A 14,904-nucleotide genomic window follows, 5' to 3' on the forward strand; every position below is an offset into this window, starting at 1 on the left:
TGTCACCTCGTCTCTTCTTTGCGCTCCTTCGCACGGAGCTGGCCGCATGCTGCATCAATATCATGGCCCTGCTCACGGCGGATGGTCACGTTCACACCTCTGTTCTTCAGCGCTTTTTCAAAAGCAAAGATCTGATCCTTCGGTGTTCTTACATAATCCCTTTCAGGCACATAATTGACGGGAATCAGGTTCACGTGGCATTTCAGCCCTTTAATCAGAGAAGCCAGCTCCTCAGCATGCTCCACCTGGTCATTTACACTCCCGAACAAGCCATATTCAAAGCTTACCCGCCTGCCCGTTTTATCGACATAATAGCGGATGGCTTCCATCAGGTCCGGCAGTTTATATGCACGGTTGATCGGCATCAGCCTGCTGCGGATTTCCGTGTTTGGCGCATGCAGGGAAACTGCGAAGTTGATCTGCATGTTTTCATCTGCAAATTTGTAGATTTTCGGAATGATCCCGCTTGTTGAAACCGTAATATGGCGCGCTCCGATATTGAGCCCGTCATCATGGTTGATGATTCTTAGGAAAGACATCATATGATCATAATTGTCAAATGGCTCGCCGATGCCCATGATGACAACAGAGCTGACCCTTTCATCCGTTTCATCAAGTGCCTGTTGTACTTTTACGACCTGGGCAACGATTTCTCCTGCTTCTAAATTACGTTTTAATCCTCCGAGTGTGGAAGCGCAGAATGTACAGCCTATCCGGCAGCCCACCTGAGTTGTCACACAGACGGAATTTCCGTATTCGTGGCGCATTAAAACGGTTTCGATGGAATAGCCGTCATGAAGCTCGAACAGAAACTTGATTGTTCCATCCGAAGAGGTCTGCTGGATAAGTGTTTTTAATGTCGTCAGGGTAAAGGTTTCATTCAGTTTATCTCTCAAAGCTTTTGAGAGGTTTGTCATATCTTCGAATGATGCCACCCGTTTCTGGTAAAGCCATTCGAAAATCTGGGCGGCACGGAATGCCTTCTCGTTATTTTCCTTGAGCCAATCCTTCAGCTCATCGAGCTGCAATGAATAGATGGATGGTTTTTGCTCGGCTGTCTGCTTCTTCTCTGTTGTTTTAACGTTTTCCACTATTGCACCTTCTTTCTCAGGCTGGCTATATAAAAGCCGTCCGACCCCAGGTCCTGGGGCAATATTTGTAGTTCAAAATCTTTTGCCAATGCTTTCACTGCATCAGGCAGTCTCTCTGCTAAGGAATGGTCGCCGGAGAATTCGGGATGTGAATCAAGGAATTGCCTCACGGCGTTTTCGTTTTCTTCCCGATCCACTGTACATGTGCTGTAGACAAGGGTTCCCCCGTCCTTCAGCAAAGGGGCGACTGCTTCCAGCAGTTTGAGCTGCACCTTCTGCAGGTGCATGATATCTTCTTCTTTTTTAGTGTATTTCATGTCAGGCTTCCGCCTCATTACACCAAGGCCTGAACATGGGGCGTCAAGCAGGATGCGGTCAAAAGAGCCCGCATTGAAGTGTTCCTGTACTGTCCTGCTGTCCATCGCCTTTGTCTCGATATTTGACAGTCCCAGTCTTCTGGCATTGTCATCAATAAGCTTAACCTTATGTTCATGCAGGTCAAGGGAGATGACTTGTCCTGTATTTCCAAGCTTTTCGGCAATATGGGTTGTTTTCCCGCCCGGAGCGGCACAGGCATCAAGAACATGATTATCCTTTTCTGCTCCCAGGGCATATGCCGCAAGCATAGAACTTTCATCCTGGATGCTCAGATAGCCTTCCTTGAATGCCCGTGAATGAGCAAGATTCCCTTTTTTGCTTTTGACTGCCTCGGGGATGACAGGGCTGGCTTCTACTAGGTAGCCTTCTTCTTCCAGCATTGCCATGCATTCATCCATGCTTACTTTCATAAGGTTGACCCTTCCTGTCTGCATGGGAGCTGTCAGATTAAGCTCGCACATTTCTTTTGCGCGTTCAAACCCGAGCTGGTCGACCCATCGCTTGACAAGCCAGAGCGGATGGCTCGTTTCCATTGCCAGCCTTTCCACACTGTCTTTGATGCTGTCGAGACTGCGGGCACCCTGCCTCTGAAGGCTTCTCAGCACGCCATTCACCATCCCGGAAATACCTTTATGCCCTTTGCGCTTGGCTATTTCCACCGCTTCATAGATAGCGGCACGGTCAGGGATTTTATCCAGATAGATCATCTGGTAAAAAGTGATCCTGAGCAGCTGCCTCACCCAGCTTTCAAGTTTCTTGGGATTCTTAAGGAATGGCTCCATTTGATAATCAAGGGTCATTTTCCTTTGCAGGGTTCCGTAGACAAGCTCAGTAAGGAGCCCGACATCTTTGCTGCTGATATCGTTTTTCTTGATGCTGCTGTTCAGGAGGAGATTGCTGTATGACTGGTTTTTTTCGATCGCTTCCAGCAGCTCTACCGCTGCCTCGCGCACATTTTTATTCGCCATGCTGTTCTCCCAGCACAGTGCCGATGCTCAAGGAAGAGCCTGCACCGCGGAGAAATTGTTCTCCGGACATTTTTTTCTTTCCTGCCGGCTGCAGCTCGGTAATCTTAATGCCGGTCATATTCCCGGCTGCCGCGATAAAGCCATCTTTTTCTATCCCGACAACTGTTCCGGGAAGGGCTTTTTCCTTCAAGCCGACTTTTTCAGAGCTCCACAGTTTCACTACTGACCCGTCAAGAGTGGTAAAAGCAACAGGCCAGGGATTCATGCCGCGGATATGGTTGTATATCTCTTCGCCAGTCTTGGTCCAATCTACCTGTTCCTGCTCTCTTTTTATATTATAAGCAAATGTCGCCTCTTCATCATTCTGGGGAATTGGCTTGAGTTCACCCTTTAGCAGCTTGGGAAGTGTCTCTGACAGAAGTGCTGCCCCCGCAGCGCTCAGCTTATCGAACAGAGATCCAGCTGTATCCTGCTCATCGATTTTAACCTCAGCCTGTGTCAGAATATCGCCTGCATCCAGATTTTCAGCCATATACATGATGGTGATGCCTGTCTTTTCTTTCCCCTGGATGATCGAATAATGGATCGGTGCGCCGCCCCTCAGCTCAGGAAGCAGGGAAGCATGAACATTGATGCAGCCGTATTTAGGGTAATCCAGCAGCTCCTTCGGCAAAATCTGGCCAAATGCAGCTGTGACGATCAGGTCAGGCTCAAGGGCCAGGATCTTCTCCAGCTCCTCTTTTACGCGGATTTTCTCGGGCTGGTAGACAGGGATTCCCTGCTTTACAGCTTCCGCCTTGACGGGAGGGGGCGTCAGGACTCTTTTCCTGCCGACCGGCCTGTCCGGCTGCGTTACCGCTGCAATCACATTATAGCCTTCCGATATTAATTGCTTTAAGATAGGCACCGAGAAATCCGGTGTTCCCATAAATACGATTTTTGTCATTCGCTTTCCAACCCTTCCAACTCTTCTTCTTCCAGGTATCTGTTCACTTTTGAAGTAAACAGGACACCATCCAAATGATCGATTTCATGCTGAATCGCCCTTGCCAGAAAATCATCTGCCTCCAGTGTGAAGCTTTTTCCTTTTCTGTCCTGGGCTTTTATTTTAACAGTGAACGGTCTTGTCACTTCTCCATACAGTCCGGGGAAGCTCAGACATCCCTCAGGGCCTGTCTGCTCCCCGCCTGTTTCAATGATTTCCGGATTGATGAGCTCAATCGTCCCGTTTTCATCATCAATATCAACGACGGCGATTCTTTTCCTGATCCCGATCTGGGGGGCGGCAAGCCCTACGCCGTCAAACTCTATCATCGTATCATACATATCATTCAAAAGCTTCACAAGCTTCTTATCGAATTCAGTAACCGTCTCGCACGGCTCTTCAAGTATCTCTGCTGGATAAGTAACTATTTTTCTAACGGCCAAATCATTGCCTCCAATGTCTTTTTCTCTATTTTCAACAAAATCCCCGAAACTCATAACCATTAATCCCCGTCTACATCATAATATAGGGATTAAGATCAACCGATATCTGCAAACCTGCAGATATCTCCTGCTGATAATGGTCGAGAACCGATTTTAATACTTTTTCCAATCCGGGTTCCCGTTTGTATTTTATCAGACATTGATAGCGATATCTATTATTGATCCGCGGAATCGGCGATGCCACCGGGCCGAGGATGTTAGCCTCCGGGCTCAGCCTTGCCGCAGCAAACTGCGTGATTTTTTCTGTCACCGAAACTGCCTTCATTAAATCTTCATGGCTGACAGTGATGAGCGATATATAATAGAAGGGAGGATATTGATGCATCTTCCTCACCATCATTTCTGTCCGGTAGAAGCTTTCGAAATCCTGCTCACCGGCAAGTTCGATGCTGTAATGCTCAGGCGTGTAGGTTTGTATGACCACTTCTCCCTCCAGCTCATGACGCCCAGCCCTTCCGCTCACCTGTGTCAGAAGCTGGAACGTTTTTTCAGACGCCCGGAAATCGGGGAGGTGAAGCATTGTATCCGCTGAAAGCACACCTACAAGTGTAATATTCGGAAAGTCAAGCCCCTTGGCTATCATCTGCGTTCCAAGGAGGATATCAGCATGCCCCTCCTGGAATTCGTTCAGCAGCCTTTCATGGGAGCCTTTTCGGCTCGTTGTATCTACGTCCATCCTGACAACCCTGGCTTCAGGCAGGATTTTTCCAAGTTCTTCTTCCACCTTCTGCGTGCCTGTCCCGAAATAGCGGATATGTTCGCTTCCGCATTCCGGACATACAGGGGGGACATGATCTTCATGGCCGCAGTAATGGCATTTCATCTGCTGGCTGTATTGGTGGTAAGTAAGGGAGATATCGCAATTAGGGCAATTGACGACATATCCGCAGTCTCTGCACATGACAAAAGAGGAATGTCCCCTTTTATTGAGGAAAAGTACCGTCTGCTCTTTCTTCTCCAGCCTGTCCTTTAATTTTTCAAGAAGCTGGCGGGAGAACATGGAGCGGTTCCCTTCCCTTAATTCTTCCCGCATGTCCACGATTTCCACCTTTGGGAGAGGCTGGCTGTTCATCCTTTTGGTGAGCTCCAGCTTTTTATAGACACCCTTCTGGGCCCTTGCAAAGGTCTCAAGCGAAGGTGTCGCACTCCCGAGGACAACAGGGCAGCTGTGGTACTGAGCCCTTTCAATCGCAGCATCCCTCGCATGATATCTGGGATTCTCTTCCTGTTTATAGCTGTTTTCATGTTCTTCATCAATAATAATGATCCCAAGGTTCTCGAAAGGGGCGAAAACGGCAGACCTTGCCCCGACAACAACCTTCACTTCCTTGCGCTGGATTTTTCTCCACTCATCATATTTTTCGCCGGCAGAGAGCCCGCTGTGGAGGACGGCAACCTGATTCCCGAACCTGCCCTTAAACCTGGTCACCATTTGCGGAGTCAGGGAAATCTCGGGAACAAGGACAATCGCCTCCCGCCCCTGCTCAAGAACGCGCTGAATGGATTGAAGGTAAACCTCGGTTTTTCCGCTGCCAGTGACTCCGTACAGCAGGAAGACATGGTGCTCAGTTTCATTAATGGACGAAAGGATTGGCCTGATGGCCGCATCCTGCTCAGGGGTCAGTGTAAGGGGAGATGTTGCCTCAAAGTTCCGGTCTTCATAGGGATCCCGGTAGACTTCCATTTCTTTTTCAGCAAGTATGCCCTTTTGAACGAGCCCTTTGATGGTGGAAGCGGAAACACCCAGGGCGGGGAGAAGCTCGCGCAATTCAACAGGTCCATTATTAACAATAAAATAATCGATGACCTCTTTCTGCCTGGAAGCCTGGACTGGCAGATCCTCTTTGAAGCTGATCAGCTTTTCCGGTGCAGCAGGGATAATATGCTTCAGCTTCTTCTTCCGTACCTTTTCCTTCACTTCATAGATGACCTCAAGGTTCCCCTTATCCGCTTCTTTCTGCATAAGCGGCAGGAGCCCCGCTTTGGAAGCATCTTCCCAGAGTACCTCGTCCCTGGTTCCAAAAGCACTCTGCACAGCCTCCGGCAAAGAAGCTGTTTCCAAGCCGCCGGCTGGCCTTATCTTTTTCGTATATTTCGCCTTAAGCGCTGCAGGCAGCATCGCCTGGAAGGCGGATATTTTATAGCTGAGAGTATGGCTGGTCAGCCAATTGCCGAGAGAAAGAAGCTCCGTGTTCAGAACAGGCGTCAGGTCCATCGGCTCAATGAGCTCCTTCAGCTTGCCGAAATCAGAGCTGTCCTTTAAGCCGATGACGAATCCCTGTATTTTTCTCGGTCCAAAAGGTACTATGACACGCATACCCGGCTTGATTGCCCCGATAAGGCTGTCAGGGATCTTATAATCAAAGGCCCTGTCAGTCTGTTTGGCCGGCACATCGACTATGACACTCGCAATATTCATCGGTTATCATCCTTTAGCAGAGCTGAGGCTTCTTGCAGGATCCTGGCAGCAGCCTCATGCTTGCTCATAAGCGGCAGCGCTATTGCTCCGCCATCTCTTTTGTATATGGTGATAATATTCGTATCTGTGCCGAACCCTGCGCCTTCAGATTTTACATTATTGGCAACGATCATATCAGCATTCTTTTTGGCCAGTTTCTTTCTGGCATATTCTTCTACATGATCCGTCTCAGCAGCAAATCCAATGAGGATCTGCTGTTTTTTTCTGCGGCCAAGATCCAGCAGGATGTCCTTGGTCCGCTCAAGCTCAAGAACCTGGTCCCCATCCTGCTTCTTCACCTTGCTTTCGTGCACCACTTTAGGGCGGTAGTCAGAAACTGCCGCCGTTTTAATGACAATATCAGCTCCATCAAATACACCATCAACAGCCTGATACATCTCTTCGGCACTTTCAACATCAATAACAGCTGCTCCGGCAGGCTTCGCCAGCGAAGACGGACCTGAAATCAGCGTAACCAGAGCACCTGCCTTCAAGGCTTCTTCTGCAATGGCATAGCCCATCTTTCCTGAAGAATGGTTGGTGATATAGCGTACAGGATCAATTTTTTCCCTTGTCGGTCCTGCTGTCACCACGACTTTTTTGCCTGCAAGGCTTCCGCTGTTCCTGAAAAATCCTTCTATATTGCTGACGATCATTTCCGGCTCCTCGAGACGGCCTTTCCCAACATACCCGCAAGCCAGGTAGCCTTCACCAGGTTCAATGAATCTGCAGCCGTATTCATAAAGCAGTTTGATATTTTTCTGTACTGCCGGGTGGTCATACATATGCACATTCATTGCCGGAGCAATCCAAACAGGAGCAGTCGCAGCCAGGAGCGTTGTTGTGATCATATTATCCGCAATCCCATTGGCCAGCTTGCCGATCACATTGGCAGTCGCCGGTGCAACCAGAATAAGGTCGGCCCAATCAGCCAAATCGATATGGGCAATCACCCTGGAGTCTTTTTCATCAAAAGTATCTATATAAACGTCATGGCGGGAAAGTGCCTGAAAGGTCAGCGGCGCCACGAATTTCACTGCAGACTCACTCATCATGACCTTAACCTCCGCGCCGGCCTGAGTCAGCTTGCTGGTCAGCGCTGCCGCCTTGTAAACAGCAATCCCGCCTGTAACACACAAGAGAATCCTTTTTCCATTCAGCATAAACCGAACCCCCATCCAAACCCAATATTCTAAACTCCATTATGCTCCAAACGAACATATATTTCATCTATTTTATACCGAAATGCGGAAGGCGCTTGTTCAGCCCCGACAAGCATAAGACGCTTCAGGATAGAAGGCGTTCTTTGCCTTCAATCCTGAAGTGGCTTATGACTCGAGGGGCTAGCGCCTGGAGCTGGACAAATCGAAATGCGGAAGCGGCTTGCTCAGAGCCGCCAAGCATCAAGCGCCGGGTCCAGCATGCTCAGGCAGCAAAAAAAATAACAACCCCGCATGCCAGGTTGTTATTTTAACGTTTATTCCAGCTCTTCACCCTGTGGAACTTCTCCTAATCTGTAGTGAAGCTCGTCGGCATGAATTTCTTCAAGCGCCTTGCCGACATTTTTGTGTGACACATATTTGTCCAGCTGAGGCTTCGCATCAATCTGAAGCTTGCGGGCACGTTTCGCCGCCACAGATACAAGGGAATATTTAGAGTCAATTTTAGTCATTAAAGAGTCAATAGAAGGATACAGCATAAGTTCATTCAACCTCCAGCATTTTTTTATAGCGCGGCTCGACCCGTTCCCTGCGGCAATGTTCAGCCACAACAATGGATTTGATCCTTTCGCTTGCCAGTTCCACCTGGTCATTCTCTACAACATAATCATACAGATTCATCATTTCAATTTCTTCCTTGGCCGCAGTCAGACGATTCTTGATAACATCCTCTGTCTCAGTTCCCCTTGTCGTTATCCGGTTTTTCAGCTCTGTAAGGCTTGGCGGCATAAGGAAAATGAACAGGCCGTCAGGGAATTTTTCACGGACCTGCCGTGCGCCCTGGACTTCGATCTCAAGGAATACATCTCTTCCTTTATCCAGTGTCTCCCTTACATAATCAACAGGAGTACCATAATAGTTGCCGACGAACTCGGCATATTCAAGGAGCTTTTCCTGTTTGATCAGCTCTTCAAACTCTTCCCTTTTTGAAAAAAAGTAATCGACTCCGTGAACCTCGCCATCACGCGGAAGCCTGGTAGTCATTGAAATCGAATACTCAAAAGAAGTATCCGGCTGTGAAAAAATCTGTTTTCGTACAGTTCCTTTACCTACCCCTGAAGGACCAGAAAGAACGATTAGTAAACCCTTTTCCTGCATTTATTAGATCCTACCCTTCATCAATAATTTCATCACGGTCATTTAATCGGTGGGCGACCGTCTCCGGCTGGACAGCAGACAAAATAACATGGTCGCTGTCCATCACAATGACAGCCCTTGTCCGCCTGCCATATGTCGCATCTATAAGAGAGCCCCGGTCCCGGGCATCCTGGATAATCCTTTTGATCGGTGCTGATTCAGGGCTTACGATCGAAATAATCCGGTTTGCTGACACGATATTGCCAAACCCGATATTAATCAGTTTAATCGGCATGGTGGTCCTCCAATCGTCAGTTACTTATTTTGGCCGTTATTGAAGTCTTTTAAACGTTTATTCTATATTCTGGACCTGCTCTTTCATCTTTTCCAGAAGGCTTTTCATCTCAACCACTTCCCTGGCAATCGAGGAATCATTAGCCTTAGATCCAATCGTGTTGGCTTCCCTGTTCATTTCCTGGAGAAGGAAGTCAAGCTTCCTGCCGACAGGCTCTTCCAGCAGAAGGGTGCTTTCAAACTGGCCGATATGGCTGTCAAGCCTCGTTATTTCCTCATTTATATCGGCTTTATCAGAGAACACAGCCACCTCGGCCAGGATGCGGTTTTGGTCAATCTGCTCGCCAAGGAACTCTGTCATCTTCTTCTCAAGACGGTCGCCATATTGCTTGATAACCAGCGGGGCAAGGTTCTTAAGCTGCACAAGGCAGGCGTGCAGCTTATCCAGCTGGACCCGGATATCTTTTTCCAGCTCTGCTCCTTCAGCTTTCCGCATGGAAACCAGCCGCTCTGCAGCTTCCTCGACCGCCTCAATGACAATCGCTTCAAGCTCTCCATCCGCTGCATCCTCTTCCTGGATGGAGAGCATATCCTCCCGGCTGACCAGATCTGTGATTGACGGACCATCGCTCAAACGATATCTTTCTTTGATTTGCATTATGTATTGATAATATTCATCCAGAAGGTCCCAGTCAACATTAACTTTCCGGCTGACGGCCCCTTCCCCTTCTATGCTGGCAAATAATTCGACTCTGCCCCGCTTAATCCTGGAGGCCAGAACCTTCTTTATTTTATCCTCAAGCCTGATCATCTGCCTCGGCATCCGGAGCTGGTGCTCGGAAAACCGGTGGTTCACTGTTTTCAGTTCGATGTTGACCGAGAAGCCATCAGTGCTTTTATTGCTCCGGCCGTAGCCGGTCATACTTGAAACCACAAAATCACATCCATTCTTTTTTCGGGGCCATTCCCGGCAGACAGCAACTTTCTTCCCTGTCTCCAAAAGCTGGAGCTGCTATGAGGCTTTCAAATCTCAAGATTTATGTATGCTGAGCAGCAAGCAAAGCTTGCCGGCGTTTCAAGACAAAAGAAAAGGTAATAGAGGCTTCTCTACTACCTTTAGGATTATACCATAATTTATTTTGTTTTTCTTAACAAAAACGTTCCGGCAAGCAAAAAAGTTGGAACGGAAGCAAGTGCTGTGATCATAATCCAGTCTCCAGGCTGTATAGCCATCGTGTGGAAGATTGGCTGCAGCGGCGGATAGTATATGACGATAATCATCAGCAGAAGAGAAGAAATCACGGCCCATACAAGATATTTATTGCCGAACGGATTCCTGGCCAGAACTGACTTTTCGCTCCGGCAATCAAACACATGGATGAGCTGGGCAAGGACAAGGGTAGCAAATGCCACTGTCTGGGCATATCCCAGCTGATCCGGATTATTCTTGTATGCAAGCATGAATGCTGCCAGTGTTACAATTCCGATCAAAAAGCCCCGGGAAACCACCTTCCAGCCGAGCCCTCTTGCAAAAACGCCTTCCTTCGGACTCCGCGGCTTCCTTTTCATCACGTCATCCTCCGGCTGATCAAGTCCGAGAGCCATTGCCGGGAGCCCGTCTGTAACCAGATTGACCCAGAGAATCTGGATAGGAACCAGCGGCAGCGGCAATGCAAGGAGCATTGCAAAGAGCATCACCAGAATTTCACCCACGTTGGAGGCAAGGAGATATCTGATGAACTTGCGGATATTTTCATAGATATTCCGTCCTTCTTTGATCGCTGCCTTGATCGTGGCGAAGTTATCGTCCAGAAGAACAAGAGCGGAAGCTTCCTTCGCCACATCTGTTCCTGTAATGCCCATAGCCACTCCAATGTCAGCAGCTTTGATGGCAGGCGCGTCATTGACCCCGTCGCCTGTCATTGCAACTATATGTCCTTTGTTTTGCAGGGCTTTGACAATTTTAAGCTTATGCTCCGGTGACACCCTTGCAAAGACGGAAACCTCATCAACCACATCCTCCAGCTGGCCAACGGACATCTCGGAGAGCGCTTTCCCGTCAAGCACCTTGCTGCTGCCTGTCAGGATGCCAAGCTGTTTGGCAATCGCCTTGGCAGTGATAACATGGTCTCCCGTAATCATCACGGTTTTAATGCCTGCTTCCCTGCACTCCTTCACCGCTGTCCGTACTTCAGGGCGGGGAGGATCTATCATGCCCTGGAGCCCGATCAGCGTAAGGTTTTTCTCTGCTTCTTTCTCATCAAGGACCACCTGGTTTGCCGGGAGCTCCCTGAAGCCGATGGCAATGGTCCGCAGCGCCTGGGAAGCAAGTCCATCAATCGCTTCCTGGACCTCTTTTTTCATTTCCCCCGTCATCATCTGGCGCTTGTCGTTCCAAAGAATAGAATCGCTGATTCCCGCCAAAACATCCGGTGCACCCTTTGTAACAATGAACTGCCTGCCGTTTCTGTCTTTGACAATGATGCTCATCATTTTCCTGGCCGAATCAAAAGGAAACTCATTGAGGACCTGGTACTGGTCCATCAGGCTTTCCCTCCTGTAGCCAGCCTTCATAGCCGCTACCAGGAGAGCTCCTTCTGTGGGATCTCCATCAATGCTGTATTCCCCTTTTTTCTCTGTAAGCTCTGCATGGTTGCAAAGCAGCCCGAACATCAGCATCTGCTGGAGTGACTTCTGGGCTTTAACATCCACCCGCTTATCATCACTATAAAAGGTTCCGGAAGGCTCGTAGCCGATGCCGTCCACCGTCCACTGTTTCCCTCCGCTCCAGAGATGGGTGACCGTCATTTGGTTCTGTGTCATCGTTCCGGTTTTGTCAGAACAAATGACAGAAGCGCATCCAAGCGTTTCTACAGCCGGGAGCTTCCTGACGATGGCCTTTTTCTTGATCATCCGCTGGACGCCGAGCGATAAGGCAACCGTTACAATGGCTGGCAGCCCTTCTGGAATGGCTGCTACTGCAAGGGAAACGCCTGCGAGGAACATCGTGTACAGTTCGTGGCCCTGGATGACGCCGACCAGGACGACCAGAACTGTCAAAAGGAGAGCTGCCGTAATCAGAATTTTACCAAGCTGCTCAAGCCTGCGCTGAAGGGGTGTTTCCATCGTTTCAGCATTCTGAAGCAGATCGGCTATCTGGCCCATAGCTGTCTTCATGCCAGTAGCGACAACGACCCCAACACCGCTGCCCCTGGTAATCATCGTACCCATAAAGGCCATATTCTCCATATCGCCAAGCCCCGGATTATCTGCTTTTAAAGATGCAGTCGTCTTTTGGACAGGAACCGACTCACCCGTCAAAGCAGACTCTTCAATTTCAAGGCTCTTGGATTCAATCAGCCTGATGTCTGCACCAATCCGGTCTCCGCTCGAGAACTTGAGCAGGTCACCTGGGACTACATCCTTGGAGGGAACTCTGACCCACTTCCCGCTGCGGAGGACCTGTACCTGCGGAGCGGACAATTCCTTTAGAGCAGAGAGCGATTTCTCTGCTTTCCTTTCCTGGAAAAAGCCTAACAAACCATTAATGATGACAATCGCAATGATGGCAATCGCATCAATATATTCTCCCAACAGCCCTGAAACAAGAGTGGCCGCAAGCAGGACCAGCACCATAAAATCTTTGAACTGGCTGAAAAACAGCAGCAGTGCCGACTGCTTTTCCCCTTCTGAAAGTTCATTGAAGCCATGCTGGTTCCTCCGTTTTTTCACATCATCATCGGTCAGCCCAGCCGAAAAATCCGTATTTAATGCTTCTTCCACTTCTCTTTCATTCATCTCATGGAACTTCATCCGGCCATCACTCTTCCTCCTTTAAAATTCTATGGGAGCCTGCCACCTTGAAGCAGGCCATGACAGAAATCCTGCTCGATCTGAATGAATTCCCCCGTCTTCCAGCCCTGCGGCAGATTCTGGCACAAAGCTGTCCCACTCCGCTCTAAGAAATCTTATTCAGACCTGTCCAAAAAAATGCCAGAAGCCAGGGGAAGAATGAGCAATCCTGCAGGATTTTTGCTAAAATAAGATATTAGAAACAAAAAAGCGCTGCATATAACAGCCGCTGAAAATACTCACCCGGATTGGGATCATCCCCAGCCGGACAAAAGAAAAGGATGTTCCTTATGTCATTTGATGGATTGTTTACAAGAGCCATGGCACATGAGCTCTCAGATACATTGCAGGGCGGGCGGATCAATAAAATCCACCAGCCGTTCAAAAACGAAATTGTACTCGTCATCAGGGCGAATGGAAAAAACCACAAGCTGCTGCTTTCCGCCCATCCAAGCTATGCGCGGGCGCAGCTTACCCATGAGGCGTACGAAAACCCAAGTGAGCCCCCTATGTTCTGCATGCTCCTCCGGAAGCATCTGGAAGGCTACATACTGGAAGATATCCGCCAGGTTGGCCTGGACAGGATTCTCATCCTTGATGTTAAAGGGCGGAATGAGATTGGCGATATCTCATACAAACAGCTGATTGTGGAAATCATGGGGCGCCACAGCAACATCGTACTTGTAGATAAAGGCCGCAATATGATCCTTGACAGCATCAAGCATGTATCATATGCCCTGAACAGCCACAGGGCCATCCTGCCCGGCCAGGAATATGTAAAACCGCCGGAACAGAATAAAATCAACCCGCTGGGGCTTGAAGAAGAGGATATACTCAGAAGGCTTGATTTTAATGCCGGGAAAATGGATAAGCAGCTTGTGGAACAATTTGCGGGCATTTCGCCTCTTTTCGCGAAAGAAGCTGTCAAACGGGCAGGAATGAGCAACCGCAATACAATTCCCAAGGCATTTTTGGATTTGCTGGGACCAGTTAAAAATCATGAGTATACTCCAGCCATTACGGCAGGACAGAAGGAGAATTTTTACCTGTTCCCTCTTGAGCATACAGGAGGCAGCAGCCGGACTTTCGAAACCTTAAGCGGGATGCTGGACCGGTTTTATTTCGGGAAGGCCGAAAGGGACCGGGTCAAGCAGCAGGGAAATGACCTTGAGCGCTTTATTATCAATGAGAAAGAGAAAAACGAGAAAAAGATCGAGAAGCTTGAAAAAACGCTGGAGGAAGCCAGGAATGCCGATCAGTACCAGCTGTCCGGCGAACTGCTCACGGCTAATCTGTATATGGCTGAAAAAGGCATGAAGGAAATCGAGGTCATCAACTATTATGATGAAAACGGCGCGACGATGGTCATCCCGCTCGATCCGCAAAAAACTCCTTCAGAGAATGCGCAGAAATATTTCACCAAATATCAGAAAGCTAAAACAGCCGCCGGCATTGTTAAAGAGCAGATCGAAAAGGCAAAGGAAGAGGCCGCATACTTTGAGTCCCTTTTGCAGCAGGTTGAAGCGGCTTCCACTAAAGATATCGAGGAAATAAGAGAAGAGCTGGCAGAGGGCGGCTATATCCGCATCCGCCAGAAAAAGCAAAATAAAAAATCAGCCAATGTGAAGCCAGTCCTGGACAGATATACAGCAACAGACGGTACAGAAATTTATGTCGGCAAGAACAACAAGCAAAATGACTATCTGACCAATAAGCTTGCTGCCAGAGATGAAATCTGGCTTCATACAAAGGATATCCCCGGCTCTCATGTCGTCATCAGGGATAAAACACCTTCAGATGAAACGATACTTGAAGCCGCAAAGCTTGCTGCCTATTTCAGCAAGGCCCGCAGCTCCGGCTCGGTGCCTGTTGACTATACCCAGGTGCGCCATGTCAAAAAGCCAAGCGGTGCAAAACCGGGGTTTGTCATCTATGACAATCAGCAGACTGTTTATGTTACGCCGGACGAAGAAACAGTTTTGACACTAAAAAAATCACAATAAAAAAAAGAAGCAGAGTCCGCAGATTCTGCTTCCTTTTTTATTTCAAGATAAGAAATCTTACTTTTAGTACTTCAA

General features: G+C 48.6%; 12 protein-coding genes. 1 reads left to right on the forward strand and 11 read right to left on the reverse strand.

Annotated features, from left to right (window positions below; genetic code table 11):
* Positions 1 to 2: 2 nt before the first annotated feature.
* The 11 genes from rlmN to CYJ37_RS16005 form a co-directional block, all read right to left on the reverse strand.
* Positions 3 to 1,091 carry a 23S rRNA (adenine(2503)-C(2))-methyltransferase RlmN gene (gene rlmN, locus CYJ37_RS15955; RefSeq protein ID WP_009795963.1) on the reverse strand — a complete coding sequence of 363 codons (1,089 nt, stop codon included), beginning with the start codon at positions 1,089 to 1,091 and terminating at the stop codon, positions 3 to 5.
* A complete protein-coding gene (gene rsmB / locus CYJ37_RS15960; protein ID WP_101550637.1) occupies positions 1,091 to 2,437 on the reverse strand; it encodes a 16S rRNA (cytosine(967)-C(5))-methyltransferase RsmB in 1,347 nt (448 codons plus the stop codon). The genes rlmN and rsmB overlap by 1 nt, the downstream gene beginning before the upstream one ends.
* The gene (gene fmt, locus CYJ37_RS15965) at positions 2,427 to 3,383 is read right to left on the reverse strand and encodes a methionyl-tRNA formyltransferase (RefSeq protein WP_101550638.1); all 957 of its coding nucleotides are present in this window, start codon (positions 3,381 to 3,383) and stop codon (positions 2,427 to 2,429) included. The genes rsmB and fmt overlap by 11 nt, the downstream gene beginning before the upstream one ends.
* Positions 3,380 to 3,865 carry a peptide deformylase gene (def, locus tag CYJ37_RS15970; RefSeq protein ID WP_035403535.1) on the reverse strand — a complete coding sequence of 162 codons (486 nt, stop codon included), beginning with the start codon at positions 3,863 to 3,865 and terminating at the stop codon, positions 3,380 to 3,382. The genes fmt and def overlap by 4 nt, the downstream gene beginning before the upstream one ends.
* A 70-nt stretch (positions 3,866 to 3,935) precedes the next feature.
* A complete protein-coding gene (priA, locus tag CYJ37_RS15975; RefSeq protein WP_009795967.1) occupies positions 3,936 to 6,344 on the reverse strand; it encodes a primosomal protein N' in 2,409 nt (802 codons plus the stop codon).
* Positions 6,341 to 7,546 carry a bifunctional phosphopantothenoylcysteine decarboxylase/phosphopantothenate--cysteine ligase CoaBC gene (gene coaBC / locus CYJ37_RS15980; protein WP_101550640.1) on the reverse strand — a complete coding sequence of 402 codons (1,206 nt, stop codon included), beginning with the start codon at positions 7,544 to 7,546 and terminating at the stop codon, positions 6,341 to 6,343. Before coaBC ends, priA begins: the two co-directional genes overlap by 4 nt.
* Before the next feature lie 314 nt (positions 7,547 to 7,860).
* On the reverse strand, positions 7,861 to 8,082 hold the full coding sequence (gene rpoZ, locus CYJ37_RS15985) for a DNA-directed RNA polymerase subunit omega (RefSeq protein WP_022543704.1): 222 nt from the start codon (positions 8,080 to 8,082) through the stop codon (positions 7,861 to 7,863).
* Between the two features lie 4 nt (positions 8,083 to 8,086).
* Positions 8,087 to 8,701 carry a guanylate kinase gene (gene gmk, locus CYJ37_RS15990; RefSeq protein ID WP_009795971.1) on the reverse strand — a complete coding sequence of 205 codons (615 nt, stop codon included), beginning with the start codon at positions 8,699 to 8,701 and terminating at the stop codon, positions 8,087 to 8,089.
* A gap of 10 nt (positions 8,702 to 8,711) precedes the next feature.
* On the reverse strand, positions 8,712 to 8,975 hold the full coding sequence (remA, locus tag CYJ37_RS15995; RefSeq protein WP_009795972.1) for an extracellular matrix/biofilm regulator RemA: 264 nt from the start codon (positions 8,973 to 8,975) through the stop codon (positions 8,712 to 8,714).
* A 57-nt stretch (positions 8,976 to 9,032) separates the two neighbouring features.
* Complete coding sequence (locus tag CYJ37_RS16000) at positions 9,033 to 9,908, reverse strand: YicC/YloC family endoribonuclease (RefSeq protein ID WP_101551129.1); 876 nt, start codon at positions 9,906 to 9,908, stop codon at positions 9,033 to 9,035.
* Positions 9,909 to 10,108: 200 nt separating this feature from the next.
* Complete coding sequence (locus CYJ37_RS16005) at positions 10,109 to 12,787, reverse strand: calcium-translocating P-type ATPase, SERCA-type (protein WP_009795974.1); 2,679 nt, start codon at positions 12,785 to 12,787, stop codon at positions 10,109 to 10,111.
* Between the two features lie 329 nt (positions 12,788 to 13,116).
* On the opposite strand from CYJ37_RS16005, the gene CYJ37_RS16010 reads away from it, so the two are divergent.
* Entirely contained in the window at positions 13,117 to 14,829 is a 1,713-nt protein-coding gene (locus CYJ37_RS16010) for an Rqc2 family fibronectin-binding protein (protein WP_009795976.1), read from the forward strand.
* Positions 14,830 to 14,904 lie beyond the last annotated feature (75 nt).

It is taken from the genome of Bacillus sp. UMB0728 (assembly GCF_002858875.1).
In the GTDB taxonomy this organism is placed as follows: domain Bacteria; phylum Bacillota; class Bacilli; order Bacillales; family Cytobacillaceae; genus Bacillus_AB; species Bacillus_AB infantis.

Coding starts and splice junctions, on each gene's coding strand:
- coaBC (WP_101550640.1), bottom strand. CDS start 7,546: ATGCTGAATGGAAAAAGGATTCTCTTGTGTGTTACAGGCGGGATTGCT.
- priA (WP_009795967.1), bottom strand. CDS start 6,344: ATGAATATTGCGAGTGTCATAGTCGATGTGCCGGCCAAACAGACTGAC.
- remA (WP_009795972.1), bottom strand. CDS start 8,975: ATGCCGATTAAACTGATTAATATCGGGTTTGGCAATATCGTGTCAGCA.
- rsmB (WP_101550637.1), bottom strand. CDS start 2,437: ATGGCGAATAAAAATGTGCGCGAGGCAGCGGTAGAGCTGCTGGAAGCG.
- CYJ37_RS16010 (WP_009795976.1), top strand. CDS start 13,117: ATGTCATTTGATGGATTGTTTACAAGAGCCATGGCACATGAGCTCTCA.
- CYJ37_RS16005 (WP_009795974.1), bottom strand. CDS start 12,787: ATGAAGTTCCATGAGATGAATGAAAGAGAAGTGGAAGAAGCATTAAAT.
- fmt (WP_101550638.1), bottom strand. CDS start 3,383: ATGACAAAAATCGTATTTATGGGAACACCGGATTTCTCGGTGCCTATC.
- rpoZ (WP_022543704.1), bottom strand. CDS start 8,082: ATGCTGTATCCTTCTATTGACTCTTTAATGACTAAAATTGACTCTAAA.
- gmk (WP_009795971.1), bottom strand. CDS start 8,701: ATGCAGGAAAAGGGTTTACTAATCGTTCTTTCTGGTCCTTCAGGGGTA.